Annotated in this window: 15 protein-coding genes; 8 read left to right on the top strand and 7 right to left on the bottom strand. The window is 65.0% G+C overall.

Annotated features, from left to right (window positions below; translation table 11 throughout):
* The first annotated feature begins 35 nt into the window (after nucleotides 1-35).
* The gene (locus GSQ89_RS03530) at nucleotides 36-2,309 is read left to right on the top strand and encodes a xanthine dehydrogenase family protein molybdopterin-binding subunit (protein WP_158922073.1); all 2,274 of its coding nucleotides are present in this window, start codon (nucleotides 36-38) and stop codon (nucleotides 2,307-2,309) included.
* Nucleotides 2,279-3,673: an MFS transporter gene (locus tag GSQ89_RS03525; RefSeq protein ID WP_158922071.1), complete on the top strand. Its 1,395-nt coding sequence runs from the start codon at nucleotides 2,279-2,281 to the stop codon at nucleotides 3,671-3,673. The genes GSQ89_RS03530 and GSQ89_RS03525 overlap by 31 nt, the downstream gene beginning before the upstream one ends.
* Nucleotides 3,674-3,791: 118 nt before the next feature.
* Here the strand turns inward: GSQ89_RS03525 and GSQ89_RS03520 are convergent, their stop codons facing one another.
* The 3 genes from GSQ89_RS03520 to GSQ89_RS03510 all read right to left on the bottom strand — a co-directional run bounded on the left by GSQ89_RS03520 (nucleotide 3,792) and on the right by GSQ89_RS03510 (nucleotide 9,671).
* Nucleotides 3,792-6,962, bottom strand: coding sequence for an efflux RND transporter permease subunit (locus GSQ89_RS03520; RefSeq protein ID WP_158922069.1), 3,171 nt, complete (start codon nucleotides 6,960-6,962; stop codon nucleotides 3,792-3,794).
* 372 nt (nucleotides 6,963-7,334) lie between these two features.
* Nucleotides 7,335-8,660, bottom strand: coding sequence for an efflux RND transporter periplasmic adaptor subunit (locus GSQ89_RS03515; RefSeq protein WP_158922067.1), 1,326 nt, complete (start codon nucleotides 8,658-8,660; stop codon nucleotides 7,335-7,337).
* 156 nt (nucleotides 8,661-8,816) lie between these two features.
* Nucleotides 8,817-9,671 (bottom strand): alpha/beta hydrolase, encoded by an 855-nt coding sequence (locus GSQ89_RS03510; RefSeq protein WP_158922065.1) that lies wholly within the window; start codon nucleotides 9,669-9,671, stop codon nucleotides 8,817-8,819.
* Between the two features lie 107 nt (nucleotides 9,672-9,778).
* Here GSQ89_RS03510 and GSQ89_RS03505 point away from each other — a divergent pair, with 107 nt between their 5' ends.
* Entirely contained in the window at nucleotides 9,779-10,939 is a 1,161-nt protein-coding gene (locus GSQ89_RS03505; protein ID WP_158922063.1) for an MFS transporter, read from the top strand.
* Between the two features lie 3 nt (nucleotides 10,940-10,942).
* On the opposite strand, the gene GSQ89_RS03500 is transcribed toward GSQ89_RS03505, so the two are convergent.
* From GSQ89_RS03500 to GSQ89_RS03490, 3 genes are all read right to left on the bottom strand, one after another.
* Nucleotides 10,943-11,707 carry an alpha/beta fold hydrolase gene (locus tag GSQ89_RS03500; RefSeq protein ID WP_158922061.1) on the bottom strand — a complete coding sequence of 255 codons (765 nt, stop codon included), beginning with the start codon at nucleotides 11,705-11,707 and terminating at the stop codon, nucleotides 10,943-10,945.
* Nucleotides 11,708-11,822: 115 nt separating this feature from the next.
* The gene (locus GSQ89_RS03495) at nucleotides 11,823-12,803 is read right to left on the bottom strand and encodes an adenosine kinase (RefSeq protein ID WP_158922059.1); all 981 of its coding nucleotides are present in this window, start codon (nucleotides 12,801-12,803) and stop codon (nucleotides 11,823-11,825) included.
* The gene (locus GSQ89_RS03490; protein WP_158922057.1) at nucleotides 12,803-13,981 is read right to left on the bottom strand and encodes a mandelate racemase/muconate lactonizing enzyme family protein; all 1,179 of its coding nucleotides are present in this window, start codon (nucleotides 13,979-13,981) and stop codon (nucleotides 12,803-12,805) included. Before GSQ89_RS03490 ends, GSQ89_RS03495 begins: the two co-directional genes overlap by 1 nt.
* Before the next feature lie 174 nt (nucleotides 13,982-14,155).
* On the opposite strand from GSQ89_RS03490, the gene GSQ89_RS03485 reads away from it, so the two are divergent.
* The 5 genes from GSQ89_RS03485 to GSQ89_RS03465 all read left to right on the top strand — a co-directional run bounded on the left by GSQ89_RS03485 (nucleotide 14,156) and on the right by GSQ89_RS03465 (nucleotide 16,521).
* Nucleotides 14,156-14,368, top strand: a complete 213-nt coding sequence (locus GSQ89_RS03485; RefSeq protein ID WP_158922055.1) for a hypothetical protein — start codon at nucleotides 14,156-14,158, stop codon at nucleotides 14,366-14,368.
* A 56-nt stretch (nucleotides 14,369-14,424) separates the two neighbouring features.
* Nucleotides 14,425-14,604 carry a hypothetical protein gene (locus GSQ89_RS03480; RefSeq protein ID WP_216855994.1) on the top strand — a complete coding sequence of 60 codons (180 nt, stop codon included), beginning with the start codon at nucleotides 14,425-14,427 and terminating at the stop codon, nucleotides 14,602-14,604.
* Nucleotides 14,601-14,885 (top strand): type II toxin-antitoxin system RelE/ParE family toxin, encoded by a 285-nt coding sequence (locus GSQ89_RS03475; protein WP_158922053.1) that lies wholly within the window; start codon nucleotides 14,601-14,603, stop codon nucleotides 14,883-14,885. The genes GSQ89_RS03480 and GSQ89_RS03475 overlap by 4 nt, the downstream gene beginning before the upstream one ends.
* 146 nt (nucleotides 14,886-15,031) lie before the next feature.
* Nucleotides 15,032-15,718 (top strand): fumarylacetoacetate hydrolase family protein, encoded by a 687-nt coding sequence (locus GSQ89_RS03470; protein WP_158922051.1) that lies wholly within the window; start codon nucleotides 15,032-15,034, stop codon nucleotides 15,716-15,718.
* Complete coding sequence (locus GSQ89_RS03465; RefSeq protein ID WP_158922049.1) at nucleotides 15,718-16,521, top strand: exodeoxyribonuclease III; 804 nt, start codon at nucleotides 15,718-15,720, stop codon at nucleotides 16,519-16,521. Before GSQ89_RS03470 ends, GSQ89_RS03465 begins: the two co-directional genes overlap by 1 nt.
* Nucleotides 16,522-16,755: 234 nt before the next feature.
* Here the strand turns inward: GSQ89_RS03465 and GSQ89_RS03460 are convergent.
* The coding region (locus tag GSQ89_RS03460; RefSeq protein WP_158922047.1) for a carboxypeptidase M32 at nucleotides 16,756-18,052 on the bottom strand (1,297 nt) is incomplete at its 5' end.

Here is an 18,052-nt window from a genome sequence, read left to right as displayed (position 1 = left end):
CAAACTGGCGCTTGAGGAAACCCTGGGGACTGTCCATGAACGATCGCGCCGTCATTGGCGATTCTCCGCGCCGGCGTGAGGACGCCCGCTTTGTTGCCGGGCGCGGTGCGTATCTGGATGATCTGCGCTTTGACAGCGTTACCCATGCCGTGTTCCTGCGTTCCCCGCATGCACACGCCCGTATCGATGCGATCGAAACCACGGCCGCGGCGGGGATGCCGGGCGTTGTTGCTGTGCTGACGGCGGCGGACGCGGCGGCCGATGGGCTTCGTCCGTTGCGTCCGACGGTCGAGGCCAATGTGCAGACCAATGAGCCATTCCGCTTTCTGCCGCAGCCTCTGCTGGCCGAGGGCAAGGTCCGGTATGTGGGCGAGCCGGTTGCCTTGATCGTCGCGGAAACGAAGAACCAGGCGCTGGATGCTGCTGAACGGATCGTGGTGGATTATGAACCGTTGGCAGCCATTACGCGGGCGGATGATGCGTTGCGGCCGGGTGCTCCGCTGTTGGCGGACGAGGTACCGGACAATGTGTGCATGGACTGGACATGGGGCCAGACCGCGGGGGTCGCGGATACTATCCGGACGTCTGATCATGTCGTAACGATCGCGTTGAACAACCACCGCATCGTCACCAATCCGATGGAGCCGCGTGGTGCGATCGGTGTCTACGACGGTCGATACACGCTGCATGTGTCCAGTCAGAACCTTCATGGGAACCGTGATACGGCATCCCGAGCGCTTGGGGTGGCGCCGGGGGAAGTTCGTTTCATTGCACATGATGTGGGTGGTGGATTCGGAGCGAAGAATTTTGCTTATGCGGAGCAGGCGCTGATTTTGTGGGCTGCGCGTCGGGTTGGTCGGCCAGTGAAATGGATTTCTACCCGATCCGAAACATTTCTCTCCGACCATCAGGCCAGAGATCATCTGTCGGTTGCCACGCTGGCGCTTGATAACGATGGAAACTTTCTGGCGCTGCATGTGGACAGTGTCGCCAACCTCGGCGCTTATATGGCCGGTGGGGCCGGCGGTGTGCAGACCAATCAGTATCCGCACTTGCAAGGCACCGTCTACGGTATTCCGGCCATTGCCCTGCGGGTGAAGGCCGTCCTGACCAATACCGTCCCGATCGGGGTCACGCGCGGGCCGGGCTTTGGCGAGGCGGTCAACATCATGGAGCGGTTGATCGACGCGGCGGCTCGGCAGTGCGGGTTCGATCGGATCGATTTGCGCCGGCGCAACTTCGTCCGAACGATACCGATGACAAATGCCTTCAAGTTCGTTGTGGACAGTGGGGATTTCCGAGCGGCGTTTGATGCTGCGATTGGTGGTGCCGATCTGGAGGGTTTTTCGGTTCGGCGGCGCGCCAGTGAAACCGCCGGCAAGCGCCGGGGTGTCGGGCTGGCTTGCCACATCAAGGCCACCGGCGGCCTGCCGACTGAGAACGTCGATATTCGGTTCGAGGCGGATGGGTCGGTTTCGCTGATCACGGGGACTCAGACAATCGGCCAGGGGCATGAGACGACGATGCCGCAGATCCTGGCGGATCGGCTGGGGCTGCCCAATGCGATGATCCACCTGAAGCAGGGCGACACCGATCTGATACCGATGGGTGGCGGGCATGGTAGTTCTCGCGCCACGTATATGGGCGGCACGGCGATCTGGCGGGCGTCCGACATCATCATCGCCAAGGGGCGCGCCATTGCTGCTCAGGCGCTGGAGGCGGCCGAGGCCGATATCGTGTTCGAGGACGGGTTGTTTCGCGTCGCTGGAACCGATCGTGTCATTGCCTTGCTGGATGTCGCGGCGAAGGCGCCGGGGACGCTGGATACGTACCATCAGTGGACTCGGGAGGCGATGACGTTTCCTAACGGCACCCATGTCGCGGAGGTGGAGGTCGATCCCGACACAGGCGCCGTCACCTTGGAACGGCTGACCGCGGTTGATGATTACGGGGTGATCGTCAATCCGATGGTCGCGGCCGGCCAGGCGCATGGGGCGATCGCGCAGGGGGCCGGTCAGGCGCTGCTGGAACACGCGGTTTATGATCCGGAGTCCGGTCAGCCGATCAGCGGGACATTCATGGATTATGCCATGCCAAGGGCTGGTGACCTGCCCAGTTTCGACCTGCGTTTCGCCGGCACGCGTTGCACCACCAATCCCGTGGGTGTGAAGGGCTGCGGCGAGGCAGGTGCCATCGCGCTGTTCCCCGCTATTGCCAACGCCATCGCCGATGCGGTCGGGGTTACCTCGCTGGACGGTCCGGCCTCGGCGTCGCGGGTGTGGCGCGCCATGCGGGGTGCAGCGTCCTGAAACATCCAATCATCCCGCTGCTGATCGTTGGCCTGGGCACTTTGGTGGTGCCGCTGGACTCGGCGGTGAATATCGGGTTCCCGGCGATCGTCGCGCATTTCGGGCTGCCGATCCCGATGATCCAGTGGATCGTCATCAGTTACACGCTGACCCAGACGTCGCTGATGCTGAGCTTCGGGCGGGTGGGCGATTTGCTGGGGTACCGGCGCGTGTTTCTGTTCGGCACTGGTGTCAGCTCGCTCGCCTTCGTTGGCTGTGCGTTAGCGCCTTCGTATGGCGTGCTGCTGGCGGCACGAGTGGCGCAGGGGGTTGGCGCCGGGTTGATCCTGTCCTGCGGGCCGGCACTGGCGATCAGCCTGTTCCCCGAGGAACAGCGCACACAGGTGCTCGCGCGCTACATGATGATGTTCGGTATCGGCAGTGCGCTGGGTCCTTCGGTGTTCGGAACGCTGGTGGAGCATTTCGGGTGGAGCGCGGTGTTCAGTTTCCGGGCGCCAATCGCGGCGGTGGCATTTTTGTTGGCGTGGACGTTGCCTCGGCCGGCGCGTGGGGAGCGTGAGCCGTTCGATGCGGTGGGCGGCGCGTTGTTGGCGTTGGCGCTGAGTTTCATGCTGCTGGCGTTGAACCGGTTGCGACCGCCGGGTCCGGAGACGGTGGTGTTCGCGGTGGTGGCGATTGTAGGGTTCGTGCTGTTCTATCGGCAGGAGCATCGGGCGGCAAAGCCGATCATCGACTTCAAAACGTTCCGGAGCGCCGATTTTGCGGTGATCAACCTCAGCAATGTGCTGCTCAATCTGTCCGCGTTCTCCATCATGCTGCTGGCGCCGTTCTACCTGGCTCGTATTCCGGGGTTGACGCTGCCGATGGCGGGCCTGGTGCTGGCGGCGTCGCCGGCCGGGCTGATCGTTGCCGCGCCGATCGCGGGACGGCTGGCGGTGGGGCAGAAGCCTCGGGTGATCGCGCTGGTGGGCACCGCGTTGAGCGGCGTCGGGTTGTTTGGGATTTCGCTGTCCGGGAGTACGCCGGATATCCCGATCCTGGTGATGTCGATGCTGGTGCAGGGGTTTGGGATCGGGCTGTTCCAGGTTGCGTATTTCGACATCGTCACCGCCACCATTCCGGCGCGAAACCGAGGTGTCGCGGGTGCGCTGGGTATGGCGACACGGACGATCGGCACGGTCACTGGGGCGACTGTGTTGATGCTGATTTTCCAAAGCCTGCGAGCATCCAGTCCGGATGGGTTCATGGTGGCGTTCCAGACGACGTTCCGGATTGCGGCTATGATTCCGGCGGCGCTGATCCTGCTGGACTTGCGACGTCCGCGGGTTCGGGTTGCTGGGGTGCGGGTGACGCCGAAAGAGTGATGGGGTGGCTGATTTTCGTTGTGGTGGGCGGGAAGAACGGCGTGGATACCGGCATTCGCCGGTATGACGGGGGGTCAGGTGGCGGCGGGGGGCCAACGGGCGGCGGGTGGGTATCCGGTTACGCTGCGGGTTCCAGGTCGTGGGTTGGCTCGTCTGCTGCTGAGCGGCGGGAGAATGTGTCGATCAGGACGGGCAGGATAATCAGGATCAGCACGGGGGCCAGCATGATGCCGCCTACCACCACAAGCGCCAGAGGTTTTTGTACCTGGGAGCCTATGCCGTTCGAGATCGCAGCCGGCAGTAGGCCGACGCAGGCGACCACGCATGTCATCAGCACGGGGCGCATTTGGACCCGGCAGGTGCGCAGGATCGCTTCGGTGCGGTGCAGGCCGGCGTCGATTGTTGCGTTGTACGATGTCAGGACGATGATCCCGTCCATCGCGGCGATGCCGAACAGCGCGACGAACCCGATGGCGGCGGACACACTGAACGCGGTGCCGGTGACGTACAGCGCGAAGATGCCGCCGATCAGCGCCATCGGGATCACGCTCGCTGCCAGCAGCATGTCGCGCAACGAGCCGAAGTTAATGTAGAGCAGAAGGCAGATCAGCAGGATCGCGATCGGAACAACGATTTCCAGGCGGGCGATCGCTTCTTCCAGGTTACCGAACTCGCCGACCCATTCGAGGTGATAGCCGCCGGGAATGACGACGGCTTCATCGACTTTCTTCTGTGCCTCCAGCACGGTGGTGCCGAGGTCTCGCCCGCGCACGCTGAACTTGATGGGAATGTAGCGTTCCTGCCCTTCGCGATAGATGAACGATGCACCGGAGGTCAGGCGGATCGTTGCCACATCGGTCAGGGGAATCGGCACCACGCCATTGCCGTTCGGATTTGGCGCTCCGACGACGATGTGGCGGATTGCATCGAGGTTTTTCCGGTATTCAGGTGCCAGCCGGACCATGATCGGAAAGTTGCGGTCCGATCCGTCTTCATACAGGTTTCCCGCCTGCTGCCCGCCGATCGCCGCTTGCACCGTCGTATTGATATCGCCCGGCGCCAGCCCATACCGCGCCGCTCGGGCGCGATCGATATCGATACGAACCGTGGGCTGCCCGAGCGAAGCGAAGACGCCGAGGTCTGTAATGCCGGGGACGGTCGCCATGACGTCTTTTATTTTGTTTGCGGTCTTTTCAAGCGTTTCCAGATCGCCACCGAACAGTTTGACCGAGTTCTCGCCTTTCACGCCGGAGGCGGCCTCCTCGACGTTGTCTTCGATGTATTGAGAAAAATTGAAGTCTACGCCAGGGAATTCGCTCTGCAGCCGCTGCATCATCTGTTCGGTCAGCTTGTCCTTGTCGACGCCGGCGGGCCAGGTGTCGAACGGCTTCAGCGGCACGAAGAATTCGGCGTTGAAGAACCCGGTGGCATCGGTGCCGTCGTCGGGGCGTCCGTGCTGCGACACGACGGTAACCACCTCGGGGTAGGATCGCATGACCGCGCGCATGCGATTGACGTAGGCGTTGCTGTCCTCCAGCGAGACCGAGGTTGGCATCGTCGCGCGTATCCACATATTGCCTTCTTCCAGCTTGGGCAGGAATTCCAGCCCAAGTGTCCGGATCGCGAGGCCGGCGCCCAGCAGCAACAGCACCAGAGCACCCAGGGTGAGTACGCGGTTGGCGAGCGCGAACCTGGCCACTGGTCCGTAGGTGCGATGCAGCAGGCGGACCGGCAGGGTTTCTTTCTCGCTTTCCCGGCCGCGCAGCAGCACCGCGCACAGCGCCGGCGTCACGGTGAAGGTAGCGATCAGTCCGCCGGCGATGGCGTAGGCGTAGGTGCGGGCCATCGGGCCGAAAATGTGGCCCTCGATCCCGCTCATGGTGAACAGCGGGACGAAGCCGGCGATGATGATCGCGGCCGAGAAGAAGATGCTTTTGTTCACCTCGATCGCGGCGTTGCCGATCACCGCGAACTTGCCGCGCAAAGCGGCGACAGGTCGTGAGGTTTGGACCGAAACGGATTGGAGGAATCGTTCCGAGGGCGGTTGCGCCAGGCGGCGGACGACGTTCTCCACCAGGATCACCGTGGCGTCGACCACCAGGCCGAAATCGATCGCCCCCACCGACAGCAGGTTGGCGGATTCTCCGGTGAGCAGCAGCAGGCCGATGGCGAAGGCGAGCGCGAAGGGGATCGTCGCCGCGGTGATACAGGCGGCGCGCAGATTGCCGAGGAACAGCCATTGCACGATGAAGATCAGCACGATGCCGGCCAGCATGTTGTGCAGCACCGTTTGGGTGGTCACGTTGATCAGATCGGAACGATCGTAGATTTTTTCGATGTGTACGCCGGGCGGCAGCACGGTGGAATGGTTGATGCTGCTGATCAGCGCCTCCACCCGCTTGATCGTCGGCAGGCTTTCGGCGCCGCGCCGCATCAAAACGATGCCCTGGACGATATCGTCGTCGTTGTCTTGTCCGGCGATTCCCAGCCGTGGGACGTTGCCAACGGTGACCGTGGCGACGTCGCGCACCAGCACGGGAGAGCCGCTGTTCTGCGACACCATGGTATTGCGAATGTCGTCCAGCGAGCGGATCACGCCGATGCCGCGCACCACCGCGGCCTGGGTGCCGAAATTCACCGTCTGGCCGCCGACATTGATGTTGGCGTTGTTCAGCGCGGCGACGACCTGTGGCACGGTCAGCCCGTAGTCGGTCAGCTTGTGCTGGTCGATCGTGACCTCATAGGTTTTGGTCTTGCCGCCCCAGCCGTTGACGTCGATCACGCCGGGGACGGCCTTGAAGCGCCGTTCCAGCATCCAGTCCTCGATCGTTTTCAGGTCGGTCACGGAATAACCGGGCGGGCCGACCACGCGGTATCGCATGATCTCACCGATCGGGCTTTCGGGGGAGATTTGCGGCACCACGTTGTTCGGCATTGGCGGCAGCGCCGACAAGCGGTTGATCACCCATTGTTCGGCTTGTTGATAGGTAAAATTGTAGTTGAACTGGACAGTTATGTCGGACAGGCCGAACAGTGATATCGTTCTGATAGCGGTCAGGTTTGGGATGCCGGCCATCTGGATCTCGACCGGAATGGTCATGTAGCGTTCCATTTCCTCGGCTGATGTGCCGGGGCTTTGGACGATAATGTCGACCAGGGGGGGTACCGGGTCGGGGTAGGCTTCTATGTTCAGTTTGGTGAAGGCGACGCCACCGCCGACGAACACGGTCAGCATCAAAACGAGCATGAGGATGCGTTGCCGCAGGGCGAGGGCGATCAGGCCGTTCATGGGTGGGGCCTGTTGGGGGGCGGGCTATGCCTTGTGCAGGATCGGCATAGGAAGGCGTGGATGGCGGGCCTTCGCCCGCCATGACGATGGTGGTGGTGGTGGTGGACGGGCCGTTGTCCGTCGTGGCGACGAGGGGGGTGGACGATGGGCCGTTGTCCGTCGTGACGACGAGGGGGGTGGATGGTGGGCCGTGGTCCGTCGTGACGACGAAGGGGGTGGTTGGTGAGCCGTGGTCCGTCATGACGACGAGGGGGGTGGATGGTGGGCCGTGGTCCGTCGTGACGACGAAGGGGGTGGTTGGTGAGCCGTGGTCCGTCGTGACGACGAGGGGGGTGGTTGGTGAGCCGTGGTCCGTCGTGACGAGGGCGGATATCAGTCACCGGTCACCGCCCGGTCGATGAAGACGGCGCCGGCGGTCACGATTTTGTCGCCGGGTTTCAGGCCGTCGAGGACCTCGGTTGTGCCGTCGTCGCGGGTGTGGCCTGGCTTGATTGGGCGGATGGCGAGCGTCTTTGCCGTGTCGTCAGCGACCCAGACGTGGGCGGTGTCGCCTTCGAAGACCACCGCATCACGGGGCACGGCCGGATGCTGGGCCTCGGCGCCGGTGATGATGCGGAAGCTGGCGAACATCTCAGGCTTCAGGGTCTGCTGCGGGTTCTCCACCTCAGCGCGCACCGGCAGGCGATGGGTGGCGGCGTCCAGCGAGGCGGCGATGTAGTTCAGGCGGCCCTTGAAGACGCGTCCGGGGTAGGCCAGGACGCGGACCTCGACCGGATCGCCGAGGTGCAGATACGGGGCGTCTTCTTCCCGGGCGTTGGCGACCATCCAGACCTTGGAGACGTCGCCGATCATGAACACGGGATTGGTCGCGCCGGCCGAGGCACTGATGATGTTCTGGCCCAGGCCGATCTGCCGTTGCACCACCGTGCCGCCGATCGGTGCTCTTACCACACTGTCGGCATCTAGGGTGGACAGATCGGCGGTGGCGGCGATGGCGGCGATGTCGGCCTCACTCCTGCCCAGGATCCGCAGGCGGTTGCGCACCGAGGCCAAGGCGATGAAGGCGTTGTTCATCCCGCCCTGCGCCGTGGCAAGGTCGACCTGGGATTGCTGCCAATCCTTCAGCGCCGCCCCTTGGGCGGCATAGAGGGCGTGCTGCCGCTTCTCGTTGGTTTCCGCCAGGTTGAGCTGGGCTTTCGCCGTCTTCACCCCGGCCGTAGCGGTGATCAGGTCGTTCTGCGCCTGCGCCAGTTCCGTCGACTGGATGGCGAACAGCGGGTCGCCTCGCTGGACCGTGTCGCCCGCTCGGGCCATCAGGCGCGTCACGCGGCCGCTGTAGGGGGAGAAGACCGGCGTCACAAGATCGTCATCAAGAGCGATCCGGCCGTCGGTTTCCGCCACCGGCTGGAACGCCTGGTCCTCCACGGTCTGGATTTTCAGGGTCGCCCACTGACGGGCTGTCGGCTTGAATGCAGTTGGGTCGGGCTGAGCGGGCGCTTCCTCGGTCGTTGGGACCGGTGTGGATCGGCTGAACAGATGCAATACCGCAGGTCCGCCGATGAATACGGCTACCAGAAGGGCGAGGGCGATCCCGACCAGCAGGAATTGCAACGGGCGTGGCAGGCGTGGGCCGAACGAGCGCGCGGGTTCGACCCGCGTCGGCGGAATCTGGACTTCGGTGGGCGAATCCTGATCCACGAACAAACCTCGCAATCGGCGCCGGGCGCCTGGGCAATTGCGCGGCCTTCTATCCTATCATTTGGTAAATGTCGCTTCATTTGCGACCAAATTTGGTTGCGAACCGTAACCCGCCGGCGGGACCGCTGCTACGGTCCCGCCGCACGTGGCGCGCCGTCAGGTCAGATGGCGCGCGAAGAACGCCGCTGTGGGATTGTGGGAGGTCTCCGTCCCGCGCGTGGCATTGTCGATGTACAGCAATTCCAGGTCTCCGCCGGCCTTGCGGTAGTTGTGCGCAAATCGTTCCGGTTCGTTACCGTCAAACGTCCCTACCGGGTCGCGGTAATCGTGCGTCGGGTCGGGGCGGCCTTGGATCCACAGCGCGGGCAGCATTTGCACCTTCTCGCCGCGTTCCAGCAGCAGCATGGGATTGCCTTCCTCCATGGCCGCCTCGGTCTTCCAGTACAGGTCGTGGCGGCTGGGGATGTCGCCGACCCAGGCGGGCGGGTTGCCGGAATCCCGCAGCTTCACCGCGTTGCGGTAGCGCGATAGCGGGTTGATCACTGGCCACTGCATGACCACGGCCTTCACCGTGGCGTCCACCTTGGCGCCGTCGGGCGAGGCGATGGCGGTGTAGCGGGGATCGGCCGGGCGCATCGCCGACAGCATGGCGAGGTGACCGCCGCTGCTCTGGCCGGACAGGCCGACGGCGTCCGCGCGCAGCCCCAGCTTGCCGGCGTGGGCCTTCAGCCAGCGGATGGCATAGTTGATATCGACCAGTGAGGTCGGGTAGCCCGACCCGGCGTGCCGAAAATTCAGCGCCGCGACGGCGAAGCCCGCCTTGGCGAGCACCAGGTCGCGGGGTTCGCAATCCTTGAGGTCCTGATTGCTCCAGGCGCCGCCGTGCAGGTCCACGATCAGAGGGAATGGTCCTGTTCCCACCGGCATAAAAAGACGCAGGCGCTGGGGTCCGTCGGCGTGCTCGATATAATTGAAATCGGCGACGGTGTAGTCGAATGGCTGCTTGCTCATCGAACGCTCCCGTTGGTTTCCGGTTAGTGTAGGACCGAGCGGGCGGTATGGACAACTGGCTGGGGTGTGGATTGTTCCGGGTTGTCGTTTGGCGGATGCTGAGCGGAATGTCCGCATCGCATTTCCGCCTCGGCACCGTGCTTGGCATCAACCAGATGCTGTCCTGGGGGATGACGTTCTTCCTGCCGGCGATCGTTGCGGGGCCGGTTGGGGTGACGCTGGGGCAGTCGGGGTTTCGGATGCTGGGGGCGTTTTCGTGGGCGTTGCTGGTGGCGGGTGCAGGTGCGCCTCGGGTCGGGAAGTGGATCGATCGGCATGGCGGGCGTGGCGCGCTGCTGACCAGCATCGTGGTGATGGCTGTTGGCCAGGTGGTGTTGGCGTTCACGCCTAATTTGGCGGTCTGGTACCTCGGGTGGACGATCATCGGCGCGGGCATGTCTATGGGATTGTATGACGCCGCCTTTGCGACGGTCGGCGGCCTGCTGGGACAGGAGGCGGGACCCAGCATCACGGGGATCACGCTGGTGGCGGGGTTTGCGAGCGCGGTGTTCTGGACCGTGGGGGCGACGCTGATCGGGACGCTGGGCTGGCGTGGTCTGCTGCTGGGCTATGCGGGGCTGATGCTGCTGGTCAATTTGCCGATGGTTTGGCTGTTGGTGCCGCCGGCGCCGCCTCGGCCACGCCAGGATGGCGTGGAGGGCGGGATGCCCCGGTCCTCGGCGCAGCGTCGGGCGCTGGTGCTGCTGGGCGGGTTCTTTGCGCTGCGCTGGTTCATTACGTCTACGATCGCGGTGCATATCCTGTCGTTGTTGCAGGGAATCGATCTGACCGCGGCGGAGGCGGTTGGTGTTGCTGCGCTGATCGGGCCGGCCCAAGTCGCCGGGCGGCTGCTGGAATATGTCATCGGACCGCGGATCAATCTGCTGGTTAAGGCGCGTGTCGGGGCAGTGCTGTTTCCTGTTGGGGCGGTGTTGTTGCTGTTCGGTGGGGCTTACGCGGCGATGGGGTTCGCGGTGCTGTATGGCATGAGCAACGGGATCCTGACGATCAACCGGGGGACGCTGCCGCTGGCGATCTTCGGGCCGGCGGGATATGCGGCGCTGTTGGGGTGGCTCGCGGTGCCGGTGCTGCTGGCACAGGCGCTGGCGCCGACGGTGACGGCTCCGGCGATCGCCGCGCTGCCGGCGCTGGATGTGTTTCTGGTGTGTGGGGCTGGGGCGGCGGTGGCGTTGACGTTCCTGTTGCCGTTGCGGCTGCCTGCCGCGTGATCGTTATCGCCAGTCGTGCAGGAAGGCCTCCACGACCGAGAGGAAGCCGGCGGGGTTGTCGGCGTGGACCCAATGGCCGGCGTTCTTGACGGCGACGAAGCGGGCCGTCGGGAACTGGGATCGGATGGCGGGTCGGTGCTCGTGGCGGACGTAGTCGGAGTTGGCGCCGGTCACGAACACGGTTGGGCCGGGGTAGGTGCCGGGCAGGTCGATCCAACCCTCCAGGTCAGGGACGGCGGCGGCGATTTCGGCCAGGCCGATGCGCCAATGCGGGTCGGTGCCGAAGCGCAGGTTTTGCAGCAGGAAGGCTCGTATGTCGGGGCGGGGGACGGCGTCGGCCAGGGCGGCGTCGGCTTGCTGGCGGGTCAGTGATGGGGTCAGGGGGATCGCGGCCATCGCCGCAGCAATGATATCGTTGCCGTGCTGGTAGATGACGGGGGCGATGTCGGCGACCAGCAGGCGGCCGACCTGATCGGGATATTGCAGGGCCAGCGCCATGGCCGCCTTGCCGCCCATCGAGTGGCCGATGACCGCGGCTTTATCGATACCGAGGGACAGAAGGGTCTCGTGGACGTCGGCCGCCTGGGTGGGGTAGCGCATGTCGTCGGCATGCGGGCTGTCGCCGTGGTTGCGCATGTCCAGCGCGACGACCCGGACGTGCGGGACGATGGCGCGCTGGACAGCCCCGAAGTTGCGGGCGGCGCCGAACAGGCCGTGCAGCAGGACGACGGGTGGGCCGTCGCCGGCCTGGATGGCGTGCAGGATCATGGGGTTCTCTGTGTAGGCGGAACGTGTCCCAGCGGTCGCTGCGCGGATGGCCGGGACACGCCCGGCCATGACGATCGAAGGGAGTGGGGCCGGCCGTGGCGAGTCGGACGCTCGTTCAAGCCGGCATCAGCCTGCGCAGGTCGGTTTCCGGACGGGCGCCGTAGTGGCTGATGATCTCCGACGCGGCGATGCTGCCCATCTGGCCGCACACAGCCAACGGCTTGCCGGCGGTCAGGCCGGCAAGGAAGCCGGCGGCGTAGGCATCCCCGGCACCGGTGGTGTCCACCACCTTGGTGGGTTGGGCGGCGATCTTGACCGTTTCAGTGCCCTGGATGATCAGGCTGCCCGCTTCGCTGCGGGTCAGGGCAGCGAGCGCGATGTCCTTGCGGGCGGCCTCGGCGGCTTCCTCGAAGGTGTTGCGTTCGTAGAGCGCGGTGATCTCGGTCTCGTTGGCGAACAGGATGTCGACGTGGTTGGCGACCAGGTCGAGGAACGCCGCGCGGTGGCGGTTGACGCAGAAGGCGTCGGACAGCGACAGGGCGACGCGGCGGCCGGCGGCATGGGCGGCGGTGGCGGCCTTGCGGAAGGCGGCCTGGGCCTCCGGCGGGTCGAACAGGTAGCCTTCCAGGTAGGTGACGGCGGAGGCGGCGACCAGGGCGGGGTCCACGTCGGCCTCGCCCAGGGTGACGCAGGCGCCCAGGAAGGTGTTCATGGTGCGCTGGCCGTCCGGCGTGACCAGGATCAGGCAGCGGGCGGTCGGGGCGCCGCCGGACAGCGGGGCGGTGGGGAAGTGGACGCCGACCGCCTTGATGTCGTGGCGGAACGCGGCACCCAACTGGTCGTCGGCAACCTTGCCGATATAGGCGACCTTGGCGCCGAGGCCCGCCGCGACGGCGCAGGTGTTGGCGGCGGACCCGCCGCTGCTCTCCTGCCCCGGAGGCATCGCGGCGTAGATCGAGTCGGCCGTCGGGGCGTCGATCAGGATCATCGCCCCCTTGTGCATGTCGTGGCGCGACAGAAAGCTGTCCTCGGCTCGGGCGACGACGTCGACAATGGCGTTGCCGATGCCGAGGATATCGTAGGTAGGTTCGGTCATTATCTTCCTTTTGGCGGGTGCGCTCTGACGGCCGCCTCGTTGACGTCGACGCCCCAACCGGGACGGTCGGGGATGATGAGGTCGCCGTTTTCTATGATTGGCGCGTTGATGAAAAGCTCATCCCGCCAGGCGACGCTGTCGATGTCGATTTCCATGATGCGGAAGTTGGGCACCACGGCGCAGAAATGCGCGCTGACGGCGGAGCAGAGGTGGCCGTAGTAGTTGTGCGGGGCGACGTTGACCTCATACGCCTCGGCCATGGCGGCGATCTTGATGGATTCGAGGAAGCCGTTCCAGATGACGTCGATAATCGCGACATCGGTGGAATAGGCGTCCAGGAACGGGCGGAAGGCTCGGCGGCCGGTGACGGATTCCAGCGAGGCGATGGGGCACGGCGCCTTGCTGCGGATCAGGGCGAGGGATTGCGGGTCCCAGGTGTCGATTTCCAGCCAGGTGAGATCGAACGGTTCGACCGCCTTGGCGATCTGCAGGTACCCCTCGGTCTTGAAGTGGTAGTTGACGTCGAGGTGCAGGCCCATGTCGGGGCCGGCGCCAGCGCGGAACGCTCCCAGCAGGTCGCGGACGGCTTGCAGGGTCTTGCGGTCGACGTTGAGTTCGGGGTGGCCGGGCGTGCGGCCGAAACCGGGGCCGAAACCTGTCAGTTTTTCACCGTCGAAGGGCAGGATGTTGGTCTTGAGGCCCTTGAAGCCACGGCGTTTGACCTCGGCGCCCAGGGCGGCGACGTCGTCGTAGGTCCGCAGCGGGGGGACGCCGACCAGTTCGTGGTTGCGGACGCGGTAGGAGCCGCAATGCGACCAGTAGACGGGGATGCGGCGGCGGACGGGACCGCCGAACAGTTCGTAGACCGGGACACCGAGGGCTTTGCCCTTGATGTCGAGCAGGGCGTTGCCGATGGCGGCGATGGCGCGCTGGTTGACGCCGTTGGGGGCCTGGACCTGCTTCACATACAGCAGTGAGTCGATAGCCTGGATCGGCCGCGGATCGGTGCCGATCAGGGCTTCGGCCATGCCTTGGATGACGGCGGTGAGGCCTCGGCTGCCATCGGCCTCGGTGTACTCGGACCAGCCGACCAAGCCGTCATCGGTGGTGATTTTCAGGAATGAGAAGGTGCGCCAACCGGCGTCGGCGTGCAGGTCCTCGATCTTGGCGATCTTCATCGTTGATTCCCTCCGGGTTGTGCGGGGAGGTTAGGCTGGATCGGGGCGCTTGTCGTGCTTTGGGGCCGGTACGATTTATGATATGTCGTGGATCGTCGCTTTGCGGCGCGGTTACGCGTGCGATCGTGGGGGGTCTCTGGTTGCTTGGTGGATTTCAACAAACGGACTTCGCAAATGTCTGATGACCCCAACAATCTGATCCTGACGTTGCTGCGCGCCATCCGAGGCGATATCAGCCACATCAAGGGTGACATCATCGAGATCAAGGAGCGCCTTGGTTTCCTGGAAGGCAGCTACGCCTCGCTGTCCCGTCGTGTGGATCGGTTGGGCGGCGATGTGGAGCGGATCAAGGTACGGCTTGATATCGTCGATGCGCCAGTGAACTGAAACTGCGGCTACCAGACGTTCGTGACTACACGGTAAAACATCGGTAGAATTCGCACATGGGCAACACCAAACTCGAGTCTATCTTCGACACACTTCCGGACGAGGCAGAAGAGGTTCGGCGCGACGCCATCGCCGACGCGGAAATCGAGGCCGGCCTCGGCGTTCCGCACACCAAGGTCCGCGAATGGCTGAAGAAGCTGGCGCAGGGTAAGCGGACGCCACCCCCGACCGTATGACCTTGCCGGTCATTTGGTCGCCGTCCGCCCTGCGCGAGATTGTCAAAATCTTCGACTACCTGACCGTCTTCAATCCCCAAGCCGCTGCCAGCGTATTCCACGCCTTGATCGGCGCTGGAGACAGCCTCGCAGACTTTCCGCATCGGGGAAGAGCGGTACCCAAATCCAATATGCGGGAACTGATAACGGCATATCCCTACATCATCCGTTATCGAATCACGCGGGACAGTGTCCGCATCCTGCGGGTCCGGCATACCGCTCGGCGGCCCACCAAACGTTGATCACGTCCACTGGAGTCCCGGGGTCCTCCCGGCAGATCACGCGGCCGGGTGAACCATTGCCTCGCCTTCATGTTTCCCGTATGTCCGGCCGCTGTTTCATCCGATTCCGACTATTTCCGACTGGCTCCATACGAGGGTGCAACCGAATGGCTGATTACGTCATCTCCCCGCCGGCGATTGCGTCCGTGCCTGTTGCCGGTGGTGGCAGCTTTCCGGTCCGCCGGGTTTTCTGCGTCGGGCGCAACTACGCCGAACACGCCAGGGAGATGGGCAGCGATCCGGATCGGGAGCCGCCGTTCTTCTTCATGAAGCCGGCCGACGCGCTGCTGCCGGATGGCGCCGACATGCCGTATCCGCCGCAGAGCAGTCAGTTGCACCATGAGATGGAGATGGTGGTGGCGATCGGCGAAGGCGGCGCGAACATTGCCGAGGCCGATGCGCTGCGGCACGTCTGGGGCTATGCCGCCGGGTTGGACATGACGCGGCGCGATCTGCAGAACGCGGCGAAGAAGGAAGGCAAGCCCTGGGATATGGGCAAGGGCTTCGACTGGTCGGCGCCGATCGGGCTGCTGGTGCCGGCGTCGAAGGTCGGCCATCCTGCCAAGGGGCTGATCGAGTTGAAGGTGAACGGCAAAGTTCGCCAGACCTCCGATCTGTCGAAGATGATCTGGAGCGTGCCGGAGATGATCGCCTACCTGTCGGGGCTGGTGAAGCTGGCGCCTGGCGACCTGATCTACAGCGGCACGCCGGAGAATGTCGCGGCGGTGCAGCGCGGTGACCTGCTGGAAGGCACCGTCGAGGGCGTCGGTTCGGTGAAGACCCGAATCGTCTGATGGCGTCTCTGCGGGTCGCGACCTGGAACATCAACTCGCTGCGCTTGCGCGTCGGGCTGCTCGACAAGCTGGTCGAGGCGCTCGGGCCGGACGTCATCTGCTTGCAGGAGACGAAGGTCCCGGACCTGCTGTTCCCGGCGGAGGCGTTGCAGCCGCTGGGGTATCCTCACACCGTGTTTCGCGGGATGAAGGGCTACAACGGCGTGGCAATCTTGTCCCGCGTGCCGCTGGAACTGCACGACACCGCCCCGGACTGGTGCGGCAAGGGCGACTGCCGGCATGTCGCGGCGACGTTGCAGACGCCGGGCGGGCCAGTCGAGTTGCATAATTTCTACGTGCCGGCCGGCGGGGATGTGCCGGACCGGACTCAGAACCCGAAATACGGCCACAAACTCGATTTCATCGCCGAGGCTCGGTCTTGGTTCGCGGCGCGGACTCTTTCGCGATCGGTGCTTGTCGGTGACCTGAACATCGCGCCGCTGGAGAACGATGTCTGGAGCCATAAGCAGTTGCTCGATGTGGTGAGCCATACGCCACCAGAAACCGAGGGGCTGAACGCCTGGATGGACGCTGGCTTCGTGGACGCGGTGCGGCATTTCGTGCCGCCGGAGCAGAAGCTGTATTCGTGGTGGTCGTATCGCAACCAGGATTGGCGGGCGTCGGATCGCGGCCGGCGGCTGGACCATGTGTGGGTGACACCGGACCTGGAGTCGGGGCTGCGCAGCCAGACAATCCTGCGGGACGCTCGGGATTGGCCGCGCGGGTCGGATCATGTGCCGGTTTGTGTGGAGATGGAGGTCTGAACGCTGGCCTGGGTCGGTGTCGACGGCTTCTGCCTTTCTGCCCCCAAGGCGTAGATGGTGAGCCTTCGCTCACCATGACGGGGAGGAAAGGCCGGCGGGTCGGTCCATGACGGGGGAGAGGCTCGCGCGCCAGACTCTATGACGTGGAAGAGAGGCCGGCGGGTCGACCCATGACGGGGAGGAGAGGCCGGTGCGTCAGCCTTGCGGCGGCGTGGTTGCGGCCCCTGCCCTCGCTTAGTCGACGGCGCGCAGGTAGCGGCGGCGCAGGTGGGACTGGAAGGCGAGCGGGTCGAGTTTGCGGCCGGTCGCGCGTTCCAGGATCGTGTTGAAGTCGAACCGGCTGGCAACGCCGTGGACATGGACCCGAAGCCATGCCAGCAGGGGCGACAGGTCGCCTCGGCTGAAGGCTTCATCCATGTTGGGGATTACGGCGCGGGCGGCCTGCATCAGTTGGGCGGCGGCCATGGCACCCAGTGTGTAGCTGGGGAAATAGCCGAAGGCGCCGTCGTACCAGTGAATGTCCTGCAGGCAGCCTTGCGCGTCGTCGGGCGGCGTGACCCCCAGCAGGGCGTGCAGGCCGTCGTTCCAGGCGGCGGGCAGGTCGGAGACGGACAGGTCTCCGGCGATCATCGCGCGCTCCAGCCGGAAGCGCAGGATGACGTGGGCCGGATAGGTCATTTCGTCCGCGTCGACGCGGATTGTGCTGCGTTGGACGCGGCGCCACAGGCGGCCCAGGTTGTCCAGTCGGTATGGGTCGGGGGCGCCGCCGAATGTCTCGTGCAACCGGGGACCGAGCCAGCCGAGGAACGAGTCGGAGCGGAAGGCTTGCATCTCGACGATGAGCGATTGGCTTTCGTGTGTGGCCATGCCGGCGGCCTCGCCAACCGGCAGGCGGGCGTAGGCTGGGGGCAGGCCGCGCTCATACAAAGCGTGTCCGGTCTCGTGCACCACGGCCAGGATGGCGGAGGTGAAATCGTCCTCCAGATAGCGAGTGGTAATCCGGACGTCGGTGGGGGTTCCGCCGGAGAATGGGTGGGCGGACTGGTCGAGCCTGGCGTGGTCGAAATCCAGGCCCAGACGCTGTGCGAGGTCTCGACAGAGCATTTGTTGCGCGGCGACCGGGAACGGCCCGACGGGGCGGATTGGGGCGGGGTGTTCGGCCTGGTATTGTTCGGCGAGCGGCAGCGCGGTGGACAGGAAGTCTTCATAGGCAGCGAAGACCGGGGCTACGTCGTCGGCGCCGATGCCCGGCTGGTGGCCGTCCATCAGGGCGTCGTACGGGGTCAGACCGAGTGCGCCGGCGAGCGCGGCGGCGGATTCGCGGGTCAGACGCAGCACCTCGGCCAGATGGGGTCGCACCATGGCGAAGTCGGCGTCCTTGCGGGCGGTGCGCCAGATTTTCTCGCAGGCGGAGTTCGCCTTGGCCTGTGCCTCGACCAGATCCTCCGGCAACGCCTTGGCGCGCGTGTAAGCGTGGCGCATCAGGCTGAGGTTGGCGGCTTCCCATGGGTCGGCGGTTTCGGCGGCGGCG

Origin of the sequence: Acidisphaera sp. S103 (genome assembly GCF_009765975.1) — a bacterium.
Classification (GTDB): Bacteria; Pseudomonadota; Alphaproteobacteria; order Acetobacterales; family Acetobacteraceae; genus Rhodopila.
The sequence above is the reverse complement of the archived record's forward strand: the minus strand, read 5'-3'. Positions and strand labels throughout refer to the sequence as shown.

Excerpts from the sequence above, each read along its gene's own strand:
- GSQ89_RS03530 (WP_158922073.1), top strand. The coding sequence starts at position 36 with ATGAACGATCGCGCCGTCATTGGCGATTCTCCGCGCCGGCGTGAGGAC.
- GSQ89_RS03520 (WP_158922069.1), bottom strand. The coding sequence starts at position 6,962 with ATGAACGGCCTGATCGCCCTCGCCCTGCGGCAACGCATCCTCATGCTC.
- GSQ89_RS03510 (WP_158922065.1), bottom strand. The coding sequence starts at position 9,671 with ATGAGCAAGCAGCCATTCGACTACACCGTCGCCGATTTCAATTATATC.
- GSQ89_RS03505 (WP_158922063.1), top strand. The coding sequence starts at position 9,779 with ATGTCCGCATCGCATTTCCGCCTCGGCACCGTGCTTGGCATCAACCAG.
- GSQ89_RS03500 (WP_158922061.1), bottom strand. The coding sequence starts at position 11,707 with ATGATCCTGCACGCCATCCAGGCCGGCGACGGCCCACCCGTCGTCCTG.
- GSQ89_RS03495 (WP_158922059.1), bottom strand. The coding sequence starts at position 12,803 with ATGACCGAACCTACCTACGATATCCTCGGCATCGGCAACGCCATTGTC.
- GSQ89_RS03490 (WP_158922057.1), bottom strand. The coding sequence starts at position 13,981 with ATGAAGATCGCCAAGATCGAGGACCTGCACGCCGACGCCGGTTGGCGC.
- GSQ89_RS03485 (WP_158922055.1), top strand. The coding sequence starts at position 14,156 with ATGTCTGATGACCCCAACAATCTGATCCTGACGTTGCTGCGCGCCATC.
- GSQ89_RS03480 (WP_216855994.1), top strand. The coding sequence starts at position 14,425 with ATGGGCAACACCAAACTCGAGTCTATCTTCGACACACTTCCGGACGAG.
- GSQ89_RS03475 (WP_158922053.1), top strand. The coding sequence starts at position 14,601 with ATGACCTTGCCGGTCATTTGGTCGCCGTCCGCCCTGCGCGAGATTGTC.
- GSQ89_RS03470 (WP_158922051.1), top strand. The coding sequence starts at position 15,032 with ATGGCTGATTACGTCATCTCCCCGCCGGCGATTGCGTCCGTGCCTGTT.
- GSQ89_RS03465 (WP_158922049.1), top strand. The coding sequence starts at position 15,718 with ATGGCGTCTCTGCGGGTCGCGACCTGGAACATCAACTCGCTGCGCTTG.